The organism is Kribbella pratensis, assembly GCF_004365355.1.
GTDB lineage: Bacteria > Actinomycetota > Actinomycetes > Propionibacteriales > Kribbellaceae > Kribbella.
This window is the reverse complement of record NZ_SODP01000002.1, coordinates 93,813-116,791: the sequence shown is the minus strand read 5'-3', so window position 1 is coordinate 116,791 and position 22,979 is coordinate 93,813. Positions and strand designations below refer to the sequence as shown.

26 protein-coding genes are annotated in these 22,979 nt (G+C 66.3%); 11 read left to right on the top strand and 15 right to left on the bottom strand.

Going from position 1 to position 22,979, the window contains the following annotated elements:
- The first annotated feature begins 55 nt into the window (after positions 1–55).
- Positions 56–199, top strand: coding sequence for a GPGG-motif small membrane protein (locus EV653_RS41205; RefSeq protein ID WP_166678160.1), 144 nt, complete (start codon positions 56–58; stop codon positions 197–199).
- A gap of 50 nt (positions 200–249) precedes the next feature.
- Here EV653_RS41205 and groL read toward each other — a convergent pair whose 3' ends face one another.
- The 9 genes from groL to EV653_RS17025 form a co-directional block, all read right to left on the bottom strand.
- Complete coding sequence (gene groL / locus EV653_RS17065) at positions 250–1,941, bottom strand: chaperonin GroEL (RefSeq protein WP_134104575.1); 1,692 nt, start codon at positions 1,939–1,941, stop codon at positions 250–252.
- A gap of 26 nt (positions 1,942–1,967) precedes the next feature.
- A complete protein-coding gene (locus tag EV653_RS17060) occupies positions 1,968–2,993 on the bottom strand; it encodes an NAD(P)-dependent alcohol dehydrogenase (protein WP_134104573.1) in 1,026 nt (341 codons plus the stop codon).
- The gene (locus EV653_RS17055) at positions 2,990–3,703 is read right to left on the bottom strand and encodes an iron-sulfur cluster assembly protein (RefSeq protein WP_134104571.1); all 714 of its coding nucleotides are present in this window, start codon (positions 3,701–3,703) and stop codon (positions 2,990–2,992) included. Before EV653_RS17055 ends, EV653_RS17060 begins: the two co-directional genes overlap by 4 nt.
- Positions 3,703–4,746 carry an amidohydrolase family protein gene (locus EV653_RS17050; RefSeq protein ID WP_134104569.1) on the bottom strand — a complete coding sequence of 348 codons (1,044 nt, stop codon included), beginning with the start codon at positions 4,744–4,746 and terminating at the stop codon, positions 3,703–3,705. Before EV653_RS17050 ends, EV653_RS17055 begins: the two co-directional genes overlap by 1 nt.
- Before the next feature lie 16 nt (positions 4,747–4,762).
- Positions 4,763–5,137 carry a propane 2-monooxygenase effector subunit MimD gene (gene mimD, locus EV653_RS17045; RefSeq protein ID WP_134104567.1) on the bottom strand — a complete coding sequence of 125 codons (375 nt, stop codon included), beginning with the start codon at positions 5,135–5,137 and terminating at the stop codon, positions 4,763–4,765.
- Complete coding sequence (locus EV653_RS17040; protein WP_134104565.1) at positions 5,134–6,321, bottom strand: toluene hydroxylase; 1,188 nt, start codon at positions 6,319–6,321, stop codon at positions 5,134–5,136. The genes mimD and EV653_RS17040 overlap by 4 nt, the downstream gene beginning before the upstream one ends.
- Positions 6,318–7,361: an FAD-binding oxidoreductase gene (locus EV653_RS17035; protein ID WP_202871713.1), complete on the bottom strand. Its 1,044-nt coding sequence runs from the start codon at positions 7,359–7,361 to the stop codon at positions 6,318–6,320. The genes EV653_RS17040 and EV653_RS17035 overlap by 4 nt, the downstream gene beginning before the upstream one ends.
- A 23-nt stretch (positions 7,362–7,384) precedes the next feature.
- Positions 7,385–9,037, bottom strand: coding sequence for a methane monooxygenase (locus tag EV653_RS17030; RefSeq protein WP_130445110.1), 1,653 nt, complete (start codon positions 9,035–9,037; stop codon positions 7,385–7,387).
- Between the two features lie 86 nt (positions 9,038–9,123).
- Positions 9,124–9,372 (bottom strand): hypothetical protein, encoded by a 249-nt coding sequence (locus EV653_RS17025; RefSeq protein ID WP_134104561.1) that lies wholly within the window; start codon positions 9,370–9,372, stop codon positions 9,124–9,126.
- A 129-nt stretch (positions 9,373–9,501) separates the two neighbouring features.
- Here EV653_RS17025 and EV653_RS17020 point away from each other — a divergent pair, with 129 nt between their 5' ends.
- On the top strand, positions 9,502–11,304 hold the full coding sequence (locus EV653_RS17020) for a sigma-54-dependent Fis family transcriptional regulator (protein WP_166679469.1): 1,803 nt from the start codon (positions 9,502–9,504) through the stop codon (positions 11,302–11,304).
- Positions 11,305–11,307: 3 nt separating this feature from the next.
- Here the strand turns inward: EV653_RS17020 and EV653_RS17015 are convergent, their stop codons facing one another.
- Complete coding sequence (locus tag EV653_RS17015; RefSeq protein ID WP_134104559.1) at positions 11,308–11,868, bottom strand: GNAT family N-acetyltransferase; 561 nt, start codon at positions 11,866–11,868, stop codon at positions 11,308–11,310.
- A 116-nt stretch (positions 11,869–11,984) separates the two neighbouring features.
- Here EV653_RS17015 and EV653_RS17010 point away from each other — a divergent pair, with 116 nt between their 5' ends.
- Positions 11,985–12,467, top strand: coding sequence for a DinB family protein (locus EV653_RS17010; protein WP_238160150.1), 483 nt, complete (start codon positions 11,985–11,987; stop codon positions 12,465–12,467).
- Between the two features lies 1 nt (position 12,468).
- Here EV653_RS17010 and EV653_RS17005 read toward each other — a convergent pair whose 3' ends face one another.
- Positions 12,469–12,807: a DUF3892 domain-containing protein gene (locus EV653_RS17005; RefSeq protein WP_166679468.1), complete on the bottom strand. Its 339-nt coding sequence runs from the start codon at positions 12,805–12,807 to the stop codon at positions 12,469–12,471.
- Positions 12,808–13,021: 214 nt separating this feature from the next.
- Here EV653_RS17005 and EV653_RS17000 point away from each other — a divergent pair, with 214 nt between their 5' ends.
- Positions 13,022–13,669, top strand: coding sequence for a DUF2278 family protein (locus EV653_RS17000; RefSeq protein WP_134104555.1), 648 nt, complete (start codon positions 13,022–13,024; stop codon positions 13,667–13,669).
- Here EV653_RS17000 and EV653_RS16995 read toward each other — a convergent pair.
- Positions 13,666–15,096 carry an META domain-containing protein gene (locus EV653_RS16995; protein ID WP_134104553.1) on the bottom strand — a complete coding sequence of 477 codons (1,431 nt, stop codon included), beginning with the start codon at positions 15,094–15,096 and terminating at the stop codon, positions 13,666–13,668. The two genes, EV653_RS17000 and EV653_RS16995, sit on opposite strands and share 4 nt — an antisense overlap.
- A gap of 52 nt (positions 15,097–15,148) precedes the next feature.
- Here EV653_RS16995 and trxA point away from each other — a divergent pair, with 52 nt between their 5' ends.
- Both trxA and EV653_RS16985 read left to right on the top strand, forming a co-directional pair.
- Positions 15,149–15,574 (top strand): thioredoxin, encoded by a 426-nt coding sequence (gene trxA, locus EV653_RS16990; RefSeq protein ID WP_134104551.1) that lies wholly within the window; start codon positions 15,149–15,151, stop codon positions 15,572–15,574.
- Between the two features lie 18 nt (positions 15,575–15,592).
- Positions 15,593–16,210, top strand: a complete 618-nt coding sequence (locus EV653_RS16985) for a DUF1345 domain-containing protein (protein WP_134104549.1) — start codon at positions 15,593–15,595, stop codon at positions 16,208–16,210.
- A 6-nt stretch (positions 16,211–16,216) separates the two neighbouring features.
- Here EV653_RS16985 and EV653_RS16980 read toward each other — a convergent pair whose 3' ends face one another.
- The gene (locus EV653_RS16980) at positions 16,217–17,209 is read right to left on the bottom strand and encodes an NAD-dependent epimerase/dehydratase family protein (protein ID WP_134104547.1); all 993 of its coding nucleotides are present in this window, start codon (positions 17,207–17,209) and stop codon (positions 16,217–16,219) included.
- 73 nt (positions 17,210–17,282) lie between these two features.
- Between EV653_RS16980 and EV653_RS41200 the strand changes: the two genes are divergently transcribed.
- Both EV653_RS41200 and EV653_RS16975 read left to right on the top strand, forming a co-directional pair.
- Positions 17,283–17,735 (top strand): hypothetical protein, encoded by a 453-nt coding sequence (locus EV653_RS41200; protein ID WP_166679466.1) that lies wholly within the window; start codon positions 17,283–17,285, stop codon positions 17,733–17,735.
- Positions 17,710–18,465 (top strand): aldo/keto reductase, encoded by a 756-nt coding sequence (locus tag EV653_RS16975; protein WP_166679465.1) that lies wholly within the window; start codon positions 17,710–17,712, stop codon positions 18,463–18,465. Before EV653_RS41200 ends, EV653_RS16975 begins: the two co-directional genes overlap by 26 nt.
- Here EV653_RS16975 and EV653_RS41195 read toward each other — a convergent pair.
- Positions 18,462–18,614, bottom strand: a complete 153-nt coding sequence (locus EV653_RS41195) for a hypothetical protein (protein ID WP_166679464.1) — start codon at positions 18,612–18,614, stop codon at positions 18,462–18,464. The two genes, EV653_RS16975 and EV653_RS41195, sit on opposite strands and share 4 nt — an antisense overlap.
- 153 nt (positions 18,615–18,767) lie before the next feature.
- The gene (locus EV653_RS16970) at positions 18,768–19,526 is read right to left on the bottom strand and encodes an IclR family transcriptional regulator (protein ID WP_238159850.1); all 759 of its coding nucleotides are present in this window, start codon (positions 19,524–19,526) and stop codon (positions 18,768–18,770) included.
- Between the two features lie 224 nt (positions 19,527–19,750).
- Here EV653_RS16970 and EV653_RS16965 point away from each other — a divergent pair, with 224 nt between their 5' ends.
- From EV653_RS16965 to EV653_RS16955, 3 genes are read left to right on the top strand one after another with little or no spacing between them, the layout of a single operon-like run.
- Positions 19,751–21,154, top strand: coding sequence for an extracellular solute-binding protein (locus EV653_RS16965; protein WP_134104538.1), 1,404 nt, complete (start codon positions 19,751–19,753; stop codon positions 21,152–21,154).
- A complete protein-coding gene (locus EV653_RS16960; RefSeq protein WP_134104536.1) occupies positions 21,151–22,047 on the top strand; it encodes a carbohydrate ABC transporter permease in 897 nt (298 codons plus the stop codon). The genes EV653_RS16965 and EV653_RS16960 overlap by 4 nt, the downstream gene beginning before the upstream one ends.
- Positions 22,044–22,958 (top strand): carbohydrate ABC transporter permease, encoded by a 915-nt coding sequence (locus EV653_RS16955; RefSeq protein ID WP_134104534.1) that lies wholly within the window; start codon positions 22,044–22,046, stop codon positions 22,956–22,958. The genes EV653_RS16960 and EV653_RS16955 overlap by 4 nt, the downstream gene beginning before the upstream one ends.
- Positions 22,959–22,979 lie beyond the last annotated feature (21 nt).

Sequence of the window (22,979 nt, the reverse complement as noted above, 5' to 3'; positions counted from 1 at the left end):
GCCCGGGCACCGGAGCGGCGCCACGGGGATCGCAAAAGCACGAAGGGAAGGAAGAATGGCATTCATCCTGTGGATCATCGCGGTGATCCTCGTCGTGTCCGGCATTGTCTCGTTGTTCCGCGGCCAGGTGATGTGGGGCGCAGCCCTGATCATCATCGGCCTGCTGGTCGGCCCGGGCGGCGTCAGTATCTTCACGTGACCCAGTGGCTGGGGGTCTCCGAACGACCCCCAGCCACCCCCACCGCACTGCTAGCCGACCGACGGCCCGAGGCCGAGGGACTGCGGCGTGCTGGAGTCGGGGCTCGGCTGGTGCAGCCCCTCGTCCAGTGCGCCGTACTCCGTCATCAGGGCGGGACTGCCGCCCCACGGCGTCTGCTCCTCCGCGATGAGGGTGTTGGTCGTCAACAGAAGACCGGCCACCGACGCGCCGTTCTGCAAGGCCGAACGCGCCACCCTGAGTGGGTCGATGATGCCCATCGCGAGCATGTTGCCGTACACGCCCTCCAGAGCGTCGAAGCCCTCGTCGACTCCCATCTGCGACGTCCGCTCGAGCACCTCGGCGCCGGAGTACCCCGCGTTCGCGGCGATCAGGTACGCCGGTTCGCGCAGCGCCCGCCGCACGATGTCGACGCCCGACTTGTAATCGCCCTTGACGTCCAGACCGTCGAGGGCTGACGCGGCATGCAGGAGGGCCATGCCGCCGCCCGCGACGATCCCTTCGGCCATCGCGGCCCGCGTCGCGGACAGCGCGTCCTCGACCCGGTGCTGGAGCTCCTTGAGCTCGGCCGGGGTCGGCGCGCCGACGCGGATCACCGCGACCTTGCCCGACAGCGAGCCGATCCGCTCGGTCAGGACATCCTCATCGACGCCGAACGTCGCCCGCTCGAGCTCCGACCTCAGCTGCGCGATCCGGAAGGCCACGTCCTTGTCGTGCCCGGTGCCCGCGACGATCGCCGTACGGTCGGCTGTCACCCGCACCTGATCCGCGCGGCCCAGCTGGTCGATCGTCATCGTCTCGAGGCTGAACCCGGAGTGCCGGCTGTAGACCGCGCCGCCAGTGATCGCCGCGATGTCCTCCAGCTTGTGCAGCCGCCGGTCGCCGAACCCGGGCGCCTTCACCGCCACGCACTGGAACAGCCCGTTGACGTGGTTGTGCACCAGCATGCTGAGCGCCGTACCTTCGAGGCTTTCGGCGATGATCACCAGCGGCCGCGGCTCGCGCATGATCTTGTCGAGCAGCGGCATGATCTCCTGGACCTTGGTGATCTTCTCGCTGCACAACAGGATGTACGGGTTGTCCAGGACGGCTTGCAAGCTGCCCGGATCGGTCACCATGTACGGCGACATGTACCCGTTGTCGAACTCGAACCCTTCGACGAAGTCCACGCCCATACCGTTGATCGACGACTCCTCGACGGTGACGATCCCGCCGTCGCCGACGGTGTGCAGCGCCTTCGCGATCACCGCGCCGACGATGTCGTCGTCGTTCGCCGAGATCGCCGCGACCCGCGCGTAGTCCTGCTCGGTCACGACCGGGTGCGCGACCTCGCGGAGCCGCTCGACCAGCTTGCCGACAGCCAGGTCGATACCCCGTTTCACCAGAACGGGGTTCCCTCCGGAGCCGATCGCGTGCATACCCTCGCGAATGATGGCCTGCGCGATCACGGTCGCCGTGGTGGTGCCGTCGCCGACGATGTCGTTGGTCTTGATCGCGGCTTCCTTGACCAGCTGGGCGCCCATGTTCTCGAACTGGTTCTTGAGGAAGATCTCGCGGGCGATCGTCACGCCGTCGTTGGTGACCACCGGCGAGCCGGTGATCTTCTCCAGGATCACGTTGCGGCCCTTAGGGCCTAATGTCGACTTGACCGCGTCCGCGAGCTGGTCGACGCCGGCGAGCAGCAGATCACGGGCCGACTCACCGAATCTTAGTTCCTTGGCCATTTCAATCCCTCCGGAAAATGGTCCTGTTACGGCACGAGAACCGCGCGGCCGCGGATCCGGCCGGCGTCGAGATCGGCGACCGCATCGGCGGCCGCGTCGAGCGGGTAGGTCCGGGTGTGCAGTGTGACCTTGCCGGCCTGTGCGAGCGCCATCAGCTCGGCCAGTTCGTTGAACGTGCCGACGATGTTGCCGACGATGTTCCGCTCGGTCGAGATGATGTCCAGGGTCGGGATCTGGATCTGGCCGCCGTACCCGATGACGAAGTACGAGCCGGCCGGCCTGGTCATCGCGAAGCCGTCCTGCTCCGCGCCCTGCTCGGCGACGAAGTCCAGCACGACGTGGGCGCCGGCCCCGCCGGTCAGCTCCAGCACCTTCTCCACCTGCTTGCCGTCAGCAACGACCGTCTGGTCGGCGCCGAGCTGCTCGGCGAGCTTGAGCGCGTCCGGGTTGCGGTCGACGACGATGATCCGCGCCGCCGTCAGCGCGGCCAGGCACTGTACGCCGATGTGCCCCAGACCGCCCGCGCCGATCACCACGGCCGTCGTACCGGGAGGCAACAGTGGCAGAGCCTTCCGGACCGCGTGGTAGGCCGTGATGCCGGCGTCGGCGAGCGCCGCGACATCCTGCGGTCGCGTGCTCGGGTCGAGTTTCACGCAGGCGCGGGCGGAGGTGAGGAGGTACTCCGCCATCCCCCCGTCGCTGTCCAGACCAGGGAACGAGCTGTTCTCGCAGTGCATGTCGTCCCCGGCGCGACAGGCATGACACAGTCCGCAGGTCGGCGTCGGGTGCAGGATGACGGTGTCGCCGACCTGCACGTTGGTGACGGCCGAGCCGACCTCGTGCACCCAGCCGGCGTTCTCGTGGCCGATCGTGTACGGGAGCGACGGATGCATCGCCGCGTCCCACTGACCCTCGATGATGTGCAGATCGGTACGGCACACGCCCGCGCCGCCGATCTTGACGATGACGTCCAGCGGGCCCTTGACGACCGGTTCCGGTACGTCCTCGACCACTGGCTGCTGGTGGTACCCGTGCAGTCGAACGGCCTTCATTCCTGCTCCTCCTCGCCCGCACCGGACTCGGTGTACCGGTGCCTCAGCATTCCCCTGCAGATACCGGTGTTGGCCTCGATCCCGGTCCGGGTCAGCCGGGCCAGCCCGAGGTGCCGCGCCGCCGCGGGCGCGGCGACGGCTTCGCCGGTCCCGACGTCGATGAGCAGGGGCGCGTCCGGGCCGGTCGACAGCCCGAGCTCGGCCCGGCGACGCAGCAACCGGTCGAGCTCGGCCGACGGCGGCACGTCGGCGATCGTCAGCCGCGCGACCTCTGCCGGATCGGTGCCAGAAGCAACAAAAGGCCGGCAGACCTGATCGGTCCCGGCCAGCACCGCCTTGGCGACGAACGTACGGCGCAACTCGTCGAGCTCCGCCGCCGCCTCGCCGTCGAACGAGGCGACGAACCCCGCCCGCGCCGCCACCCCCGCATTGATCTGGGCCGCGGCGAAATGGTCCTCCAGCGCGACGTCGACCGACCGCAGGCCGGGCAGCGCCGACACCACGTCGTACGCGTCGGCGACCATCAGGAACGCGAAGTTCGGCGCACAGAAGTAGGTCGGCAGCCGCAACCGCACGACCGCGTCACCGGCGGCCGACACGACGCAGGTCGAGACGAATCCCAGCGTCGTGATCGGCTCGTCCAGCTCCGGGTCCCGGACCGCACCCAGTGCGTCCAGGACCCGGTCCTTCTCCGTGAACACTGCCGTCATTACGACGCAACCAGCTTCGAGTCGTCCTGTGCGGCGGGTGTCTCCTCCTTCAGCTGCAGCTCGTCCGGCACCTTGATGTCGTAGAGCTTGGCCGCGTTCAGCCCGAGGATCTTCTTCTTCCCGTCCACCCCGAGCCGCGGGTAGTCCGCGAACTCCGGCTGGTCGGGGAACTCCCAGTCCACGAAGCCCTCGATCTGCCACTTCGGCTCCCAGATGCCGTAGTCGCTGCCGAACGTCATCTTGTCCTCGCCGACCCAGAACAGCAGCTCGCCCATCACCTTGGCGAAGAACTGCGGCCGCGCGTGCATCAGCCCGCCGATGACGACCGACAGACCGGCGTACACGTTGGGTTCCTGGGTGGCCATGAAGCAGAAGTCCTCGATCCGCGGCAGGCCGACGTGCTCGACGATGAAGTTGAGCTCGGGGAAGTCGGTCGCGGCGTGGTCGACATCGGAGACGTCGAACGCGTCCTTGTCCAGCGGCCAGATCGTGGGGCCCTTGTGGACGTGGATGTTCTTGATCCCGAGCTCCTGCGCCTTCGCGAGGTAGGTGTACGCCGCCGGGTCGGTCAGCTTGTAACCGCGGGATCCGGCGTTCCACTCGGCCGTGTAGAGCTTGACGCCCCGCGAGCCGTACCGCTCGACATTGCGCGCCAGCTCCTCCAGACCGACGTCACCGTCCCGCGGGTCGAACCGGGTGTTCAGGACGAACATCCCCGGATGCTTCTCGCCGAGGTTGGCGTTCTGCTCGGTGGTGTTGAAACCCTCCGTGTACCACTCCTTCAGGTACGTAGGCTGGAAAATCGCGACGTCCACGTAGCCGTCCTCGAAGACGTCCTTCATCAGATCGTCCTCGGTGTAGCTCATGAACTTCTCGATCGTCCAGTGGGTCTCTTTCGGGCCGAGGCTCTGGTACGCGTGGAAACACTCGATCCAGCCCTTCGCGTACTGCTCCGCCCCCTTCACCCAGTTGTCCGGGCCGGCCTTCCACATGTGCATGTGGCTGTCGACCACGAAGTACTTCTCACCATTCTTCTCGTACACGGAAGCGACCCCCTTGTCAGCTGGATGCGGTCAGGTCGAAGCCGATGTACTCGGCGGCGTCCTCGGGGTTGGCGAACATGATCGTCCGGTCGTCGAGGTGAACCATGCGCCCGTAGTGGGTCGACATGTTCTCCTCGAACTCGGCCTGGTCGAAGTACCCGGGCTCCTCGCCGAGCGCTTCGGAGATGTCGTCGTAGACGAAGTCCATCCGGTTGATCGCGTCGACCCGGATCATCGACGGCAGGTGCGTCACCGTGACGTTGTCCTGACCGGTCATCACCTCAGCGACAACCGCGCCGACCTGGTTGTTCATCAGCGTCACGCCGCACTTGTTGGACGCGGTGTTGTCCTGCTTGAACGGGCTTTCCGCGGTGGTGAACGTGCTGGTCACAGTGACAGCTCCTTCGGTTCCTCGAGGCCCAGCGAGGTGACGATGCCGCTGAACCGGCTCTTGACCCGGTCGAGGCCGTCCTCGAACCGTGGCGGTTTCGCGTCCGGCTGCGACCACAGCGGCTGCAGTGCACGGGCCGCGGCGAGCGACTGCGCGGTCCACTTCGCCGCCCAGTCCTGCAGGATCGACTTGTTGTGGTCCGCGAACTCCTTGTCGTTGGTGAGCAGCTCGAACATCGCCGTCGTGTAGCGCAGGTCGCGCTCGGCGAAGTCGTACTCCGCCGCGCCGACGACCGTCGGAGTGACGAAGTCGCCGTTCCGCGGGGACGCCTGCTGCACCAGCTGGCTGCGGAACAGTTCACCGACGAGCGGCTCGAACACGACGTTCGCGGCGAAGATCGCCTCGCACCAGTCGTCGATCGCGGTCAGCTGCTCGGCGACGTCGCGCACGCCTTGCCAGGCCGGGTCGTTGTTCCAGGTCTCCAGGTGCGCACTGCCGTCGAAGCCCTCGATCTCCTCGGACAGCGTGAGGTTGTACAGCGCGAGGTCCTGCGCGGCGCGGATCCGGTGCATGCTGTTCACCGAGATCGCGTTGTTGTGCATGTTCGTCGGTGCGCGCCGGTTCGCGTTCGCGTACAGGTACAGGCCGAGCCCGTGGTCGACGTGCATCCAGGCCCCGACGTGCTGCTCCACGAAGCGGACCCAGTTGGTGTTCCACTGCTCGAAGGCCTTCGACTGCTTGGCGGCCTCGACGTTCTGGGTGACCTGGCGGACGACGTTCGAGTTGTACCGGTAGAGCGTGAGCTCCCACTCCTCGTTCGGGTCGCGGAACTCGTGCCAGCCGGTGGCCGGCCATTCCTTCACGAACAGGCCGCCGGTGCCGGGTCCACGCTGCGGGCTGGGCTTGTCCGAGCCCCAGGCCTTCAGCACGGTCCAGTCCAGTGGATAGCCGCCGCGGCCGTCGGAGAAGCCGTACAACCAGCCCTGGCTCAGGTAGTGCCGCGGATCGGGCTGTACCTCGACCGTGACGTCCTCGTAGTGGGTCTGCTTGCGCTTCTGCGGGGTGTAGTAGTTGTAGCGTCGGGAATTCGAGTCCGGGAACTCCTGGGCGCCGGCCTCGGCGTCGGTGAAGACCGGCTTGGGCACGCTGCGTTCGGTCTTTGGTGAGTCCTGTGTGGTGGTCATCGGCTTCCTGCCTCCAGCACTTCCGAGTCACCGGCGTCGCCGGTCGTGGTGAACTTGTCGTAGTAGATGTGCTTGGTCGCGACCCCGAGCCGTTCGAGCAGCGGGATCGCCGCCTCGACCATCGGCGGCGGACCGCACACGTAGGCATCGGCTCCGGTCAGGCTCGGCTCCAGCCGGCGGACCACGTCGGTGATCAGGCCGCTCTCGCCGTCCCATTCCTCCTCCGACAGTGCCGGCACGTACCGGAACCGCGGCAGCCGTTGCTCGAGCTCGCGCAACTCCTCCTCGAAACACAGGTCCAGCTGCGTCCGGGATCCGTAGTAGAACGTCGTCGGCCGGTCGATCCCGCGCTCGGCCATCGACCGCAGCAGGGCCAGGATCGGTGCCATCCCGGCCCCGCCACCGAGGAAGACCAGCCGGGCGTCCGGGTTGTCCCGGAGGGTGAACACCCCGAACGGTCCGGTCAGGTCCAACCGGTCTCCGACCCGGAGGCGCTGGTCCAGGAACTCCGAGAACATCCCGCCCGGGTACACCTTGATGACGAACTCCAGCTGTCCGCTCTCGCGGCTCGACGTGTTCGCCATCGAGAACGAGCGGGTCGCTTCGGTGTCCGGTACCGAGATGTCGACGTACTGCCCGGGAAAGAACTTCAGCTCGCCGGGCTCGGACAGCTTCAGCACCAGGTGCCGGAGGTCGTGCGTCACCGGGGTGATCGCGACGACCTCCGCCGTCCGTTCCTGGATCGGCAGCCCCGAGCGGATCATGTCCTCGTCGTAGTTGAGCAGCTCGATCGTGAGGTCCTCGAAGGCGTGCGCCCGGCACAGCAGCGTGTAGCCCTCGTCCAGTTCGTACTCCGGCAGCGCGAAGGTGCTGTAGCGGTCCAGGTCGATGTCCTCACCGTCCAGGACGAACGACTTGCAGGACGCGCACTGGCCCTCCTTGCAGCCGTGCATCAGCATCACGCCCTGCTCGGCCGCCGCGCGCAGGATCGTCTGGTCCTCGTCGACCTCGATCTCGATGCCGACGGGTTCGAACCTCACGACGTGCTTGTCGCCCATGCGAATCAGGCGTCAGCAGGAGCGGGTCGTCCGGCCGGGCCGCCCTTGACGTAGCGCGCCGCGAACGCGGTCCGCTCGTCGTCGGACATCTCGTTCAGCAGCACGTTCGGGCTCGCCAGCGGCGGGCACTTGCGCAGGTGGTCGAGCGTCCACATCTTGCTCGGGTCCAGGTCGAGGTGTGGCTGCGCGACCATCGTCTTGCCGTCGTCGCGGACGAAGCCCATGTCGGAGACCACGTCGGCCCAGTTCCAGCCGTGGTACAGCGTCTCCCACTCGCGGTGGCCGATCAGCTTGCCCATGTTCGGCGTCTGCCGGCCCTGGTACGTCGGCCGGAACGCGGTCTCGTCGGTCCACTTGCACATCTCGTGGCAGTACGTCCGCCACTGGCCGTCGACCTTGGCCATCACCATGTCCTCACGGACCAGGCACGGCACCATGCACGTCCAGCAGCGGTGCGGGTACTCGTAGTCGACGTCCTCGAAGACGATCGGCTTGTGCCCGTTCGGCGTGGCCAGCCGGTTGTAGTTCTCCCACCACGCACCGTACTTGTCGTACCAGCCCGGGTACTTGTACTCGAACCACTCGAAGTCCTTGTCGGTCATCGGGTCGATCCGCCAGTAGTTGGCGAGCCAGCCGGTGGCGAAGAACTGCGCGACCTCGTGGACGTAACCCTTGTTCCAGATCTGGTTCCAGGACTCCTCGATCAGATCGTGCGGGATCTCGAGGCCGTACTTCTCCAGCGGCACCAGGTAGCTGCGGTAGTAGTCGTCGTAGATCCAGCGGCGCCACATCTCCGCGTAGGACTCGCGGTCCTTGCGGCGGTCCTTGGTGCCGTACTCGATGAAGGTGCCGATGGCCGCGTCGACGACGCGGTGGTTGTTCCACCAGGCGTACCGCAGGTCGCGGGCGAGCAACTGGTGGTTGTCCTCGTCAGCGAGCGCCATCAGGAGCGTCGCGTAGCCGTTGCTGATGTGCCGGGACTCGTCGGACTGGACCGAGTGGAACACCGTCGGCAGGAGGTAGTCGCCGTTCGCGGCGGCTTCGGCCGGCATCGCGACGAACAGCGTGTTGGTGAAGGCGGTCTCGGCCACGATCGTCAGGTAGATGCTGGCCGCGGTGATCGCGTCACCGGTGATGAAGCCCTCGGCGAACTGGCGGCCGATGGTGCCGCAGTAGTCGCTCTGGAAGTCGCGCAGACTCGAGTTGAAGCCCGCCGGGTCGATGTAGTTGTTCATGTACAAGCGCTTGAGGTTCTGCTGGATCGTCGAGTGCCTGACCTCGTCGATCATCTGGATGGCCTGCCCGTTGTGCAGCTCGGGGTTCGGCACGGTCCGGAACAGCAGCGGCATCGCCCGCGCGGCCGAGATCTCCGGCAGCGGGATGATGCTCAGGAACAGCTTCTGCCATTCCAGCCAGCGTTCCTGGACCTGGCGGAACATGTTGCCGCGGATCGCGCCGTCCGAGGCGCCGTACACCCGGTGGTCCTTCTCCTCCTGCATCGGGAAGTACGACCGCAGCACCTGCTTCAAGGGGTCTTTCTTCTGCGCCTTACGGAACGTGTAGTCCGTCCCGTACTGGGAGACCGGCTCGTGGTACGCCGGTTCCCATGACAACTCCTGGATCTTCTGGTGGGCCTTCGCCACGCTTTGGCGACTCATGGCTTTCCTCCCGCTCATGTGGCCGGCTGTGTGTTTGCAGTACATCGCCGCCCCGAGCGGGGTGAGGTCTCAAATTGAGAAGCGGGTCACGACTCGCCGAAGAAGGCCTCGCGGAGCTCGGCGAGTCGCTCCTCCTTCTGCTCCAGGAGCCGGCGGTCGCCCTGCGGATCAGGCTGGATGCCAAGGCAGCGCAGGAGTTCGGCGGCCGGTTCGCCCGGGTGCCCGGTGGCCCCTAGGACCGGGTGCAGACCCGCATCGGCGAGGTGCTGGAAGACCAGATGTACAACGGTCCACGGGTTGTAGGACTCCTGCTGCGGCGAGACATCGTTGTCCATAAGACCTCCAGTCGTCTGACCTCCATCGCATGCCAGCGCGAGCCGGCCGGGTGTCTCATTCTGAGACGCCACTTGTGTCCGGCTGGACTACGCTCGGAGGAAACGGGACGTGACCTGGTGGGAGGCCCCGTGGACGAACTCGCACCCTCGATGGAGGACAACCGGCGAGCCGCTACGGCCCGGCTGAACTTCCTCACCCTCGATCCGGTCAGGCCGCAGGATGTCCGGCCGCCGATCCTTGCCTCCTGGGTTCGGTCCCGGCGGTGGAAGCTGCCGGCCGACCGGATCACGCTGCCGTACGTCGCGGACCCGGACCTCGACATCCCGTTGACCCGCAGCGCCGCGCCCGTACTGCGGCAGCTGCACCAGAATCTCGACGGCCAGCCGATCAGCGTGATCCTCACCGACCGGACCGGCATGGTCCTGGAGCGGCTGACCGCCGACACCAACCTGGCCCGCTACCTGGACAAGGTTTTCCTGGCGCCCGGATTCAGCTATGCCGAGGAGTTCGCCGGCACGAACGGTATCGGGACCGCGCTCGAGGGCGGCGGGCCGATGCACGTGTTCGGGCACGAGCACTACGCCGAGGATCTCGAGGAACTCGCGTGCGCCGGCGTACCGATCAAGCATCCGGTGAACGGCAAGACGATCGGCGCGATCGATCTGACCTGCTGGCGCAAGGACGCCGGGTCACTGCTGATGGCGCTTGCCAAGACCACCGCCGAGAACATCCGCGCCGCGCTGCTCAAGGACAGTTCCGCGCGGGAGATCTCGCTGCTGCAGGCGTATCTGCAGAGTTCACGCCGGCTCGGTGACATGGTGATCGCAGTCGATGACGATCTGCTGCTGATGAACGCGAAGGCCGGCCAGTCGCTCGACGCGTCGGACCAGCGCGCCGTCCTCGGGTATGCGGCCGAAATGCTGGCCCGCGGTACGACCGAGGCGATCGTGGCCGAGCTGCCGACCGGTTCCTGGGTCCGGATCATGTGCCGCCCGGTCGCGTCCGGCGGCCGTGGTGGCGGCGGGATCATTCAGGTCAGCCCCCATTCGCCGGGTATCGGCGTGCGTACGCCGGCCACCGGGCATCGTCCGCCACCGCGTCCGGTTCTTCCCGGGCTCGTGGGTCGGAGTGCACCGTGGCTCGGAAGCAGTCGCGAGGTGGACAACGCGTGCCGGGCCGGCCAATGGGTCGTGCTGACCGGCGAGCGGGGGACCGGCAAGGTCACACTGGCGCGCGCTGCGCATCAACAGAACAACCCGGTCGGCTCGTTCCACGTCGTCGACGTTGCGCGGGTCGGCGACGGGTTCGCCGCCGAGTTGGAGTCCGAGCTGGCCGACGATTCACTGCAGGCCTTGGTGATCCGCCACGTCGAGCGCCTGGACGCGAGCGGTGTCGATGTGACGATCGCGGCGCTGTACGACGTACTCGAACGCCGACCGGCCGATCCGCCGTGGGTTGCGCTCACCCTCACGTCGGACGACGCGGACACGCCTGATCTCGATGAGTTGCTCTCGCTCTTCCCGCTGACCGTCGAGGTGCCGCCGCTGCGACACCACATCGAGGATGTCCGCGAGCTCGTCCCGTACTTCCTCAACCAGCTGAGCCACGGCGAGCTGACGTGCGGCCCCGACACCATGCAGCAGCTGATGCGCTCCGCTTGGCCCGGCAACACCGCCGAGCTGTGCCAGATGCTCAAACAGGTCGTCGTACGGCGTCGTCGTACGGGAGTCATCACGCCCGCGGACCTGCCGGCCCGCGCCCAGGCGATCAGCCGCCGCAGCCTCAGCCAGCTGGAGGCGCTCGAACGCGACGCCATTATTCGTAGTCTGATCGCCAACGACGGCCACAAGGGTCACGCCGCGAAGTCGCTCGGCATGTCCCGAGCCACCATCTACCGCAAGATTCACGACTACGGGATCCAGCCGCCGTAAGCCTCACACAGTGCGGGTGACGACCCAGCGGTGCGGGGAGATGGGTCGGGTGCGGGTGAAGCCGTGGTTCTCGAAGGCGGACATGGGCCCGGTGTGAAGGAACGAGCCGGACACTTTGCGGTCGTCGGTCTCCTCGGGATAGCCCTCGACGACGCCTCCGCCGTACTGCGCGATCTGCGCCAGCGCTCCGCCGAGGGCAGCATCCGCCACCCCACGGCCGCGGAATCCTTTGCCGGTGAAGAAGCAGGTGATCCGCCAGTCAGGCAGCGTCGTCAGGCCCTTCTCGTACAGCCGACGACTCTTCACTTCCGGCAACTCGTCAGGCGACCCGAACTGGCACCACCCCAAACATTTCTCCGCCTCGAACACCAGCGCCGCATGCGTGTCGCCGGTTTGAACCCGCGCCTCCTTCTCCTCGCGATTCTGCTGCGCAGTCCGCCCCTTCCCGAGCTTCACATGAAACCCCATGCACCAGCAGCCACCCCACACCCCGTTGTTCGCCTCAACCAACTCAGCAAACGCCGCCCAGCTATCGGTGTCCAACGCCCGCACAGAAAACCCCATCCCACCCACCTCCGTTGACACCGTACTGTCCTGGGATGGCCATTGACTGGAATGCCGAGGTCGTCGACCAGATCGACACACACTGGCGTGAGCGGCTCCGACCGCGCCTCTAGGGCCTGACCGACGACGAGTACTTCTGGCAGCCCGTCCCCAACTGCTGGACGCTCAGCCGCCGAGGTGAAAGCGCCGCACCGATCTCGTTCGGCGCCGGCGAGTTCACGATGGACTACGCCGAGCCGCCCCACGACCCGGAACCTGTCACCACCATCGCCTGGCGCCTCGCCCACCTCATCGGCGGTTACGCCTCCACCAACGGCAAACGCTTCGGCCGCACACCAACCACCGTGTCAACCTTCGAGTACGCCGGCACCGCCCGGGAAGCCCTCGACCAGCTCGACGACCAGTACAACCACTGGCTGACCGGCGTTCGCAACCTGGGCACTTCCGGCCTCACCGAACCCCAGGGCGAACCACCGGCCTTCGCTCACGCTCCCGTGGCCAAGCTGTTCCTCTACTCAAACGTAGAACTGATCCACCACGGCGCCGAAATCTCCCTCCTCCGCGACCTCTACCTCCACAAGGGACTTGATCAGCGGTAGCTCAGACGCGGCGGGAGTGTTTCTTCGAGCGGTGGAGTTGCCAGGTGGGGAGGAGGAGTAGCTCGTCCTGGTTCGAGACGTCGTCGGGGTTGCTGCGGAGGTAGCGGATGGTGCCGTCGGAGTTGACCCGGACGCGGGGGCCTCGGGTGCCGTCGGCGCGGCGGACGAAGGCGCGGCCGGCGCCCCGGTCGAGCCAGCGGACGAAGTCGGCGAGCGACGACTCCTCCGGGTCGAGGCTGCCGGGGTCCCACCGCACGGCAGCGATGTGCTTGAGGTCGGGTTCGCCATTCAGCCCGACCGCGGTCACGTACAGGGTCGTGTAACTCGCCAAGCTGGCCATCGAACTGTTCCTTCGGCGTACGCGGAGAAGTCAGGGTTTCTCCACCTCGGAGGCTAGCCGTCGGCCAACGCCTTGTGAAGTGAGTCTCAAAGGATGTCAATGTCCGTCATTGCGCCCAGGTGAGCCTTACCTAACAACACTGCGGGAGGTCGCTGGCGCCCCGCGATCCGCGTGGTGCTGCGAGCCGAAGTACCTCACCACGGCGTTCCCGTCGATGATGAGGTTGGAGAGGTTGTCGCGCTGCTCGCCGAGACCTGACATCGGAGGAAACATGCCGCTTGCAAGCTATGGGGTCCTCGCTGGACGGTTGGTGCGGTTTGCCCGAGAGGATCCGGACGACTTCGGGTCCTGGTACCACGGGAAGATGTACGTCGCGGCGCCCGCGGGCGAGTACGAGGGCGCGGTCGACGTGTCGACGCCCAGCGGCATACCGGTCGAGTATCGCGAAATGCGCTACCTCGACGCGGACCTGTTCGCCGCCACCGCCGCACTCCCTGACGGTTGGCACCTGCTCGACAGCACGCAGTCGTCCGGTGCTCTGGACTACCTCCGCTCACCGCTGCTGGCATCGTCGCAGTCCGGCTGGGTGGAGAGTACCGCGGACAACGCCCTGGACCTGCTCGAGCACCGACTGACCGGCTCGCGCCGCGTCTACGTCTACGGCGCCCCGTACGACGAGGGCCTCGGCGTACATGACATCCACTACAACCAAGGCGACCCACCCGGCGAGTTCCAACACCTCGACGCCATCTGGCAGGACGGCGGCACCATCATCGAACAACCCACCGGCGAACTCACCGCCTTCCTCACCAAGTTCAAACCCCAAGTCCTAACCACCGACGACAACGGCCTACCGCTCTAATCTGCTTTCAGGTCGAGGCCGATGCCGGACGGGGCCAGGAGGGTTAGCTTGTTGTGGTCGATGTCGTAGGTGACCGCGGTTCCGAGGGTGGCCAGGATTTCGGACTGGACCTCGGCTGTTTCGCCGGTGCAGGTGTGGTCGGTGATGGTGACACCGGTGAAGGTCAGTTGGGTGTTGTTCCGGGTGACGCTGGCCGTGAGTTCATTGCAACCGGTCCAGCCGGTCAGGTGCTCGCCGTCGATTCTGATCCACGCGGGCTCAGTGTTGGAGCGGTGGTGGCGCAGGTCGGCGTTGGTGATGGTTGTGCCGACCTTCCACCTGATCCCGTCCAGCGGGAGGTCGGGCTCGGCGATCTTCTTGTCGAGCAGCGTGATCGTCGTACCGCCTGAGGTGAGCGTGAGTTCGTCACCGTCCACCTGCCAACTCGGTCTGCTCATCAGGAACGTCTTCAGCCATTCCTCCTGCGTCCTCAGAGGCGGTTCACAGCCGACCTGGGTGCCGCCGAATCCCTTGATCCCCAAGGTCCCGTCAGTCAGCAATTCGCCGGCGGCGACGGCGGTGCCGATCCGGTTGCAACCGGCGTGCACCCGCAGGACGTCGTACACCCGCGGACCGTCTGGATTCTGGTTGGGCGTTCGCGCGAATTCCACCCGAATGCGCGTCTTCGGCACCAACTGCTTCGGCTCGCCGTTCTCCGTCACCGCGGTGGACAAGTAGCTGTGGCCCATCGGCGACGGCGCCGATCCGTCCAGTCCGTGGATCCTGGACCTGAACTCTCGCAAGCGTTCCAGGAGTACGTCGGCTCCACCGGCTACCTGGTCCTGGATACCCGATCGATGAACGGAGATCCGGCCGGACGGATCGACGCGGATCGTCGTGCTGGCTCCGTAGACGTCCGACGGCGTACGTCGGTCGTCGGCGTCGATGACGACGGTGCCGGGCGGGAACTGCTCACGAGCCTCGACCGCGGAGGCGGGCGCGGCCTCGCCGGTTCGGTTGGCGCTACTTCCGTACAGGAAGGGGAAGGTCAGCCACAACGACGCCAATGGACCCCAGGCTCCGTCGAAGAACCTGACCCAGCCGTCCTGGATGGCCGGTGACAGCCACTCGGGCATCGTCGGGTCCGACCGGATCGGCGCTAGCACGGACATGTGCTCGGCAAGAGCGAAGTCGACCGCGGCGAGTGCGTCGGTGCGGAGGTCGAGGTACCGGAACAGCTGATCGTGTGCGGCTTGCGAGTGGACCGACACCGCCACCGGCTGGTCGGCGGGGCGACCCTTCAGGAGGTTGATCGCGCGCGGGTCGCGGGCCACCACGCCGTACGTCATCGGACTGGGGTTGGTCACCACGACAGCCCCATCGCCTCGCAGCACCCTGATCGCGTGCAGCTGTGCGCGATCGAACTCAGGCAGATCCAGCTCCGACATTCCCCAAGTATCGGCGAATACCCGCGGTACGGGGCGGGGTGGAGAATGGGGTATGGCTGAAATTGTGTCGTGTCCGCACTGCGGGCAGAAGAACCGCGTGCAGGCGACCGGCGACGGGAAGCCGGTGTGTGGTCAGTGTGGCAAGCCGTTGCCGTGGATGGTGCATGCGGGTGACAAGGACTTTGCCGAGGTCGTCGAGATGTCGAACATGCCGGTGCTGGTCGACGTGTGGGCGCCGTGGTGTGGGCCGTGCCGGATGGTTAGCCCGGTGCTCGAGACGCTCGCCACCGAGAAGGCCGGGCAGATCAAGCTGGTGAAGATCAACGCCGACGAGGCGCCCGACATCTCGCGCCACTTCGACATCCGGTCGATCCCCACGCTGATGGTCTTCCGCCAGGGCAAACCAGTCGCCACCCACATCGGCGCGGCCCCGGCCGCCGTCCTCCGCCCCTGGCTGGACGATGCCCTCAGCAAGTAACTGATCACGGGGCCCTCGATGAGCGCTAGCGTTCGCCAGCTCTTGTCCGTGCTGATCGGCTGTATCGTCGGCGCGATCGTTGCGGTCAGCTGGAGTGTGCCGCTGGGTGTGCTGGCAGGGATCGCGGTAATCGGCGCGGCGTTCGTCCTCAGCGCCGTCGTCGTGTTGTGGCCGATGGACGCCGACGGCACTCGTCGGCACGTCGGCCGCGAGGACTTCCGGCCGGCCGTCGACGAGTTGATCGTGGTGGCGCTCGCGGTCGGCGCCGTCGCCGTCATCGCGCTGATCCTGATTCTCGGGCGTTCGCAGGACCGGAACGCCGCCGCGGCGATCGGCCTGGCCGGCGTTTTCATGAACTGGGCCGTGCTGCACATGATGTATGCCGCCCGCTACGCGCACCTCTACTACCTCGCGCCGGTCGGCGGGATCGACTTCAACAGCGACGAGCGCCCGGCGTACCGGGACTTCTTCTATTTCAGCTACAACCTCGGCATGACCTACCAGGTCTCCGACACGAGCGTCTCCAGCTCCGCCATCCGTTCCGTCGTACTGCGGCACTGTTTGCTCTCGTACGTCTTCGGAACGGTCATTCTCGCCGCGACGATCAACCTCGTCGCCGGCATCGTGACGAGCTGAACCTGGTCAGCGATCGAGTCTGTACTGCGCGATCAGCGCGTTCATGGCCTCGTCGATGGCGGGGTCGATGCGCTGACGAGTCGGGTCCTCGTCGTACCAGGCGATGATCTCGCGGGCTCCGACCTCGAACGGGATCGTGGCCACGAAGTCCGGCACGACCTGGCGGAGTTTGCTGTTGTCGAAGACGGCCGAATGGGTCTTGTCGCCGAGCAGTGCGGCGCCCCAACTGGGATGTACGGCGGCGATCGCGTCGGACGGGACGTGCACGATCTGCGCCGTCGTACCGGCCGCGGCGGCCAGCGTGTTCGCGATCTGGTCCCAGGTCAGGACGTCGTCGGAGGTGAGCTGGAAGGTGTCACCGAGCGTGCGCGGGTGGCCGAGCAGCGGGACGAATCCGCGCGCGAAGTCGCGGTGATGCGTCAGGGTCCACAGCGACGTACCGTCACCGTGGACGACGACGGGTTCGCCGCGGCGCATGCGGTCGACGATCGTCCAGCCGCCGTCGAACGGGACCAGCGTGCGGTCGTACGTGTGCGAGGGCCGCACGATCGTGACCGGGAAGTTCTCGTCGCGATAGAGCGTGGTCAGCAGGTCCTCGCAGGCGATCTTGTCCCGCGAGTACTGCCAGAACGGGTTCCGCAGCGGCGTCGACTCGGTGATCGGTAGACGGGCGGGCGGCGTCTGGTACGCCGAGGCGGAGCTGATGAACACGTACTGCCCGACGTGACCGCGCAAGGCATCGGTCCGAGCCCGCACCTGGTCCGGCGTGAACGCCAGCCAGTCGACCACGACATCGAAGTCCTGCCCGGCGACCTCGGCGAAGGCCGCGGCGTCCTCGATGTCAGCGTTGACCTGCCGGACCTCCGCCGGCAAGGGCCGACTCGAGGTCTTGCCCCGGTTCACGACCGTGAGGTCGAGCCCGACCTCGACAGCGCGCCGGGAGCACGCCGAGCTGATAATCCCAGTCCCACCCAGAAACAGAACCCGCAGTCCAGTCACCCACCAAGTCTCCCAGACCCACCCCACCACCGCACTACGCTGTCCACGCCCGCCCTGCCTAGACTCAGGTCCGATGAATGAAGAATCGGAAGTTGACGATGCGAATATCATTTGGATCGGTGGTCCGGCGGCGGCCGGAAAGACGACGGTCAGTCGACTGTTTGCGCAGAAGTATGGATTTATCTATTACAGCGTAGATGCGAAGGCATTCGCGCACGAGAAGCGCGCGGCCGCGGCCGGAATTCACGTTCTGGGCACCGGCCCCGGGAATTTCGATCGCCGCCCGATGATCATCGACGATGTCCGCGCTCTGGCGACGGAAACGATGGTGGTTGTCGAAGGTGCCTTCGTGACTCCCGCGATGGCCGGGGTCGGCGAGAATGCAGTCTGGCAGTCAGGGCGGTCGAGCAGGAATTCAGCACGATACTGGCACGCAGTTGAGTGGAGAAATGATGCAGGTGCTTACTGGGCGGGTTGTGCTTGGGGTTGCTGGGTTTTCGATGACGGTGCGGGATCGGGCGGCTGATCTTGCGACGATTCGGGCCGGTATCGCGGCCGGGGCGGGGATTCTTGATACCGCGCGGGCCTACGCACAGGTCGACGATTCGTTGTACGGCGAACAGTTGGCCGCCGAAGCCGCGGATGGGACGAGTGTGATCGTCGGAACGAAGGGCGGCCACTCGCGCATCAGCGCGGACACGTGGGACGCGGACATCAGCGCAGCCCGGATCCGGAGCGACGTCGAGTCGAGCTTGCGGGTGTTCGGACGCGAGCAACTCGACCTCTACTACCTGCACAGGGTCGACCTGGCCGAGCAACCCGTGGAGGAGGGCGTCGCCGCGCTGGCAGCTCTCCGCGACGAGGGGAAGCTGGCGCGGATCGGCCTGTCGAATGTCACGGTCGCCGAGCTCGATCGCGCGACAGCGATCGCGCCCGTCGACGCCGTACAGAATCGCCATACGGCCATGGGGCGCGAGGCGGACGACGTCGTCGCGTGGTGTGAAGCCAACCAGGTCCCGTTCTTCGCGTACTCACCGCTACGCTCCTCGACGCCAGCCCCACGCCTGGCAGCCATCGCCGCAGAGCGAGGAGTGTCCCTGCAACGCCTGCAACTTGCCGCTCTCCTGCACTCGTCTCCGGTCGTGTCCGTGATCTCCGGCGCCACCCGCCCGCAGACGGCGCTCGACTCCATCGCCGCCGAGCACGAGCCGTGGAACGCCGAGCTCCAGGCCGCGTACGAAGCAGACCTGGCTTAGAGCCGGTCCAGGAGTTCGTCGTCGGCCTGGATCGCGTCCGGGCCACGAGGCGCCGGGCGGCGGACGAGAGCCAGGAGCGCACGCAGGCGTCGGACCAGCTCCGCGTCATACGGATCTGGTCCAGATTGCCGGTACCTGCAACGTCGCATCAACCCAACTCCTCCCAAGGGGATATCGAGCCGGGTGGAGGTGTCGTTACAGGCACTCTGGCTCAGAAGGAAGTTCTGTCTCGACGGGGTAGGAGATAGAACGGTCGGTCTTGACAACGATGGCACCACGAGCTCGCGGGTGAAAGGTGAGCTTCAGCCCAGGACTCCGAGGAGTTCGTCGGAGATTGCGCGGGCCTCGGTGATCAGGAGCGGAACTGCTTCTTTGGCGAGTTCCTGTGTCATGCGGAAGGTGGGGCCGGAGACGGAGATCGCCATCGAGATCGGGACGTCCGGGATCGCGACGGCGTAGCAGATCACGCCTGGTTCCTGTTCGCCGTTGTCGGTCGCGTAGCCGTTACGGCGGATGCGGCCGAGTTCTTTGCGGAGCTTGGTCAGGTCCGTGATGCTGCGGTCGGTCGCGGCGGGCATACCGGCGCGGCCGACGATACGAGCCATCTGCTCGTCCGGCAGGTCGGCGAGGATCGCCTTCCCGACCCCGGTCAGGTGGGTGTAGGCGCGGTGCCCGACCTCGGTGAACATCCGCATCGCATGCCGCGACGGCGACTGGGCGATGTAGACGACCATGTGTCCTTCGAGTACGGCGAGATTGGCCGACTCGCCGATCTCGCGGGCGAGCGTGTCCAGGTGCGGCGCCACGATCGGGGCGAGCTGGGAATCGACCCGGCCGGCGAGCCGCGTCAGCTTGAGCCCGAGACCGTACTGGCGGTTCGGCAGCTGGCGCACATATCCGAGCGAGACCAGCGTCTTGAGGAACCGGTGCGTGGTCGGCGCCGGTACGTCGATCGCGGCCGAGAGCTCGGTCAGCGTCGAATCGCCGTTGTCGGCCAGTAGCTCGAGAAGGTGGAACGCCCGTTCGACCGATTGGACACTCCCGGACGTCTTGTTCTCCACCGCGCCAGCATAAGTGCGAGCCGCGGGCTGGCCAGGTCCGGCCATGGAGTTCCACATATCGAAAAAACACTTCCAGATAGTGTTGACAGTCTCGCCGCGGTGAGCGAAAACTGATGCAACACCCGACGACCGATAGCTCGTAGCTCTCTGCCGCCTCGTCGTACATCGGTGTAGAGATCTCTTGCCGCCCAGCCGGTCGAACCCGCTTGCCGAGGGAGACACTCATGACTTCCGGCTCGTTGCTCACCCGCCGCCGACTGCTCCGGTCCGGACTCGGTCTGGCCGCCGCCGGCGTCGCCGGGACCTCGCTGGCCGCGTGCGGCGGCTCCTCGTCCGGTTCGCCCGCGGGCTGGACCGAGGTGACCTTCAGTTCCGTGGGCGATCCGACCACCCAGAAGATGTTCAAGGACATGATCGCGGCTGCTCAGAAGGAGAGCCTCGACGAGCACAAGATCAAGATCGTCTGGAAACCCGCGCCGGGCGACGACTGGGCCAGCGTCATGCTCCAGTTCGCCTCGGGGACGGCGGCCGATCTGCAGCGCATCGACGACGACCGGGTCTACGACCTGGCCACGACCGGCAAGATCCTGCAGCTGGACAAGATGATGCAGGACAGCACCAACGGCTTCGACCTGACCAAGTACAGCCCGACGTTCACCACGAAGGTCGCGGTCGAGGGGTACCAGTTCTCGATCACGCCGGGCATGAGCGCCAACGCCCTGTATTACAACAAGAAACTCTTCGCCGACGCCGGCCTGACGGCGCCGACCTCCTGGGCCGACGCGTGGAGCTGGGACGAGTTCGACGACGCGGTCAAGAAGCTCACGAAGAAGAGCGGCAACAGGACCGACACCTACGGCCTGCAGTACGCCGTCAACACCATCCAGCCCACTGCGTACGGTGCTGGTGACACCGCGCTCTACAACAACCAGACCGAGTGCGGTTATGGCAAACCCGAGACGCTGGAAGCGATCGACAAGCAGATCTCGTACATCCGTGAGGGCTACGCGCCGACCGTCGACGTCGAGTACCTGCCGCTGTTCAACGCGGGCAAGCTCGCGATGACGTGGCAGGCGATGGACATCAGCGCGCAGATCAGCAAGAACGTCGACTGGGACGTGATGCCCTGGCCGAAGACGCCGCTGTTCGCGATGACGAAGAACTACGCCCGTACCTGGGTCATCCCGAAGACCGCGAAGGACCCGCAGGCCGCGTTCCTGGCGATGAAGGCCCTGTGCGGTAAGGCGGCTTCGGAGGTCATGGCCAAGGCGCAGTTCGCCGTACCGGCGCTGACCGAGGTCGCCAAGAGCGCTGCGTTCACCGACCACCCGCGACCGAAGACCGCGAACGTCTGGGCCGAGGCGCTCGGCAACGTCGCCGGCAAGCCCGTCGACGTACCGTTCCCGCGCGGACCGATCGGTACGGCGCTGGCCGACTCCTTCGTCGAGGGCACCAACGCGAACAACCTGGTCAGCGGCAAGCTGGCGACCGCCGACTACCTCAAGCGCGGCCGGGACGCCGTCAACGCCGAGATCAAGAAGCGCGGCTGGAACGGGAACAAGGGCAAGGAGTTGCTCGAGAAGGGAGGAGCGCTCACCGATCCCGACCTGAAGGTTGCGGCGAAGTGACGGCCGAACAGACGGTCACCGCGAGGCGGCGTAACCTCCGCGGCTGGATGTTCATCGGCCCGGTCGTGATCGGCACGCTGCTGTTCAACGTCCTCCCGGTGCTGCCGACATTGGTGACCAGCTTCACCGACTGGGACGGCCTGGCGGCGCCGAAGTTCACCGGCGTCGCCAACTACCAGGAGATGTTCTCGGGGCAGGATCCCCTGTTCGGCAAGAGCCTGATCAACACGGCCATCTATACGATCGGCTACGTCCCGGTCGGGATCATCATCGGGATCGCCCTGGCCCTGCTGGTGAACAACCGCCTGCGCGGGATGGCCGTGATCCGGGCGCTGATCTTCCTGCCGTACGTGACATCGCTGGTCGCGGTCGGCGTGATCAGCCGGTGGGTGTTCAGCGATCAGTACGGCGTCATCAACGCAGTGCTGGCGTCGTTCGGTATCACCGGACCGCACTGGCTCGGTGAACCCGCGTCGGCGATGGCCGCGGTGATCGTGACGGCGATCTGGGCGAACATGGGCTTCAACATGGTCATCGTCCTGGCCGGCCTGCAAGGGGTCCCGGAGACGTTGATCGAAGCGGCCACGCTGGACGGTGCCGGCCGGTTCTCCCGGTTCTTCCACGTGACGCTGCCGTTCCTCACCCCGACGATCTTCCTGCTGCTGATCCTGCAGACGATCGGTTCCTTCCAGGTCTTCGCGCTCATCCTGGTGATGACGGGCGGCGGACCGGGCGACGGCACCTACGTCTACATCTATCACCTCTGGTACGAGGCGTTCTCGCTGCGACGGATGGGTTATGCCTCGGCGCTGGCGATCGTGCTCTTCGCCGTGCTGCTCGCCGTCACCTGGATCCAGAACCGCCTGTCGAAGAGGTGGGTGTTCTATCAATGACGATCGAAGACACGCGCGAGAAGCTCGCCCCGCCGCGATCGCCGGCACCCGTGCACGACCACGGCGACGTACGGCGACGCCGGGTCGGCCGGGTCGTCGCGCCGACGGTGACGTACGTCGTCTGCGTCGTCGTGGCGTTGATTGCCATCGGCCCGTTCCTGTGGATGTTGTCCAGCTCGTTCAAGGAGCCGGGCGACGTGATCAGCCTGACGCCGCATCTGCTCCCGAACCCGTTCACGTTCGAGAACTACGAGTACCTGGTCAACAACGGCGTGCTGCCCTTCATCCGGTTCCTCGGGAACAGTGCCTACATCACCGTGCTGGTGATCATCGGCCGGCTGATGGTCTGCGCCCTCGGCGCCTACGGCTTCGCGCGGCTGCAGTTCCGCGGCCGGGACGCGGCCTTCGGCCTGCTGCTCGCGTCGCTGATGATCCCGGACATGCTGATGGTGCTGCCGCTGTACTCGGCGTACGTAAAGGCAGGCCTGATCGACACGCACTTCCCGTTGATCGTCCCGCCGATCGTCGCCAACACGTTCGGCACCTTCCTGCTGCGGCAGTTCTTCATGACCATCCCCAAGGAGTACGACGAGGCCGCGCTGGTCGACGGAGCGAGTCATTTCCGGATCTTCGTGAGCATCATCCTGCCTCTGTCGAAACCGGCCCTGGCCACGCTGGCGGTGCTGACCTTCGTCAATGTCTGGAACGACTTCTTCGGCCCGTTGGTCTACCTCAGCGATGTCAACAAGTTCACCGTCCCGGTCGGGCTGGCGTTCTTCCAGACGCAGGACAGCACGCAGTACGGCCCGCTGATGGCGGGCGCGACGCTGGCCATCATCCCGACCGTCCTGGTCTTCGTGTTCGCGCAGAAGTACTTCACCCGCGGGATCTCGATGACCGGAATCAAATGATGACTCTGTGAAGCTCGTGGA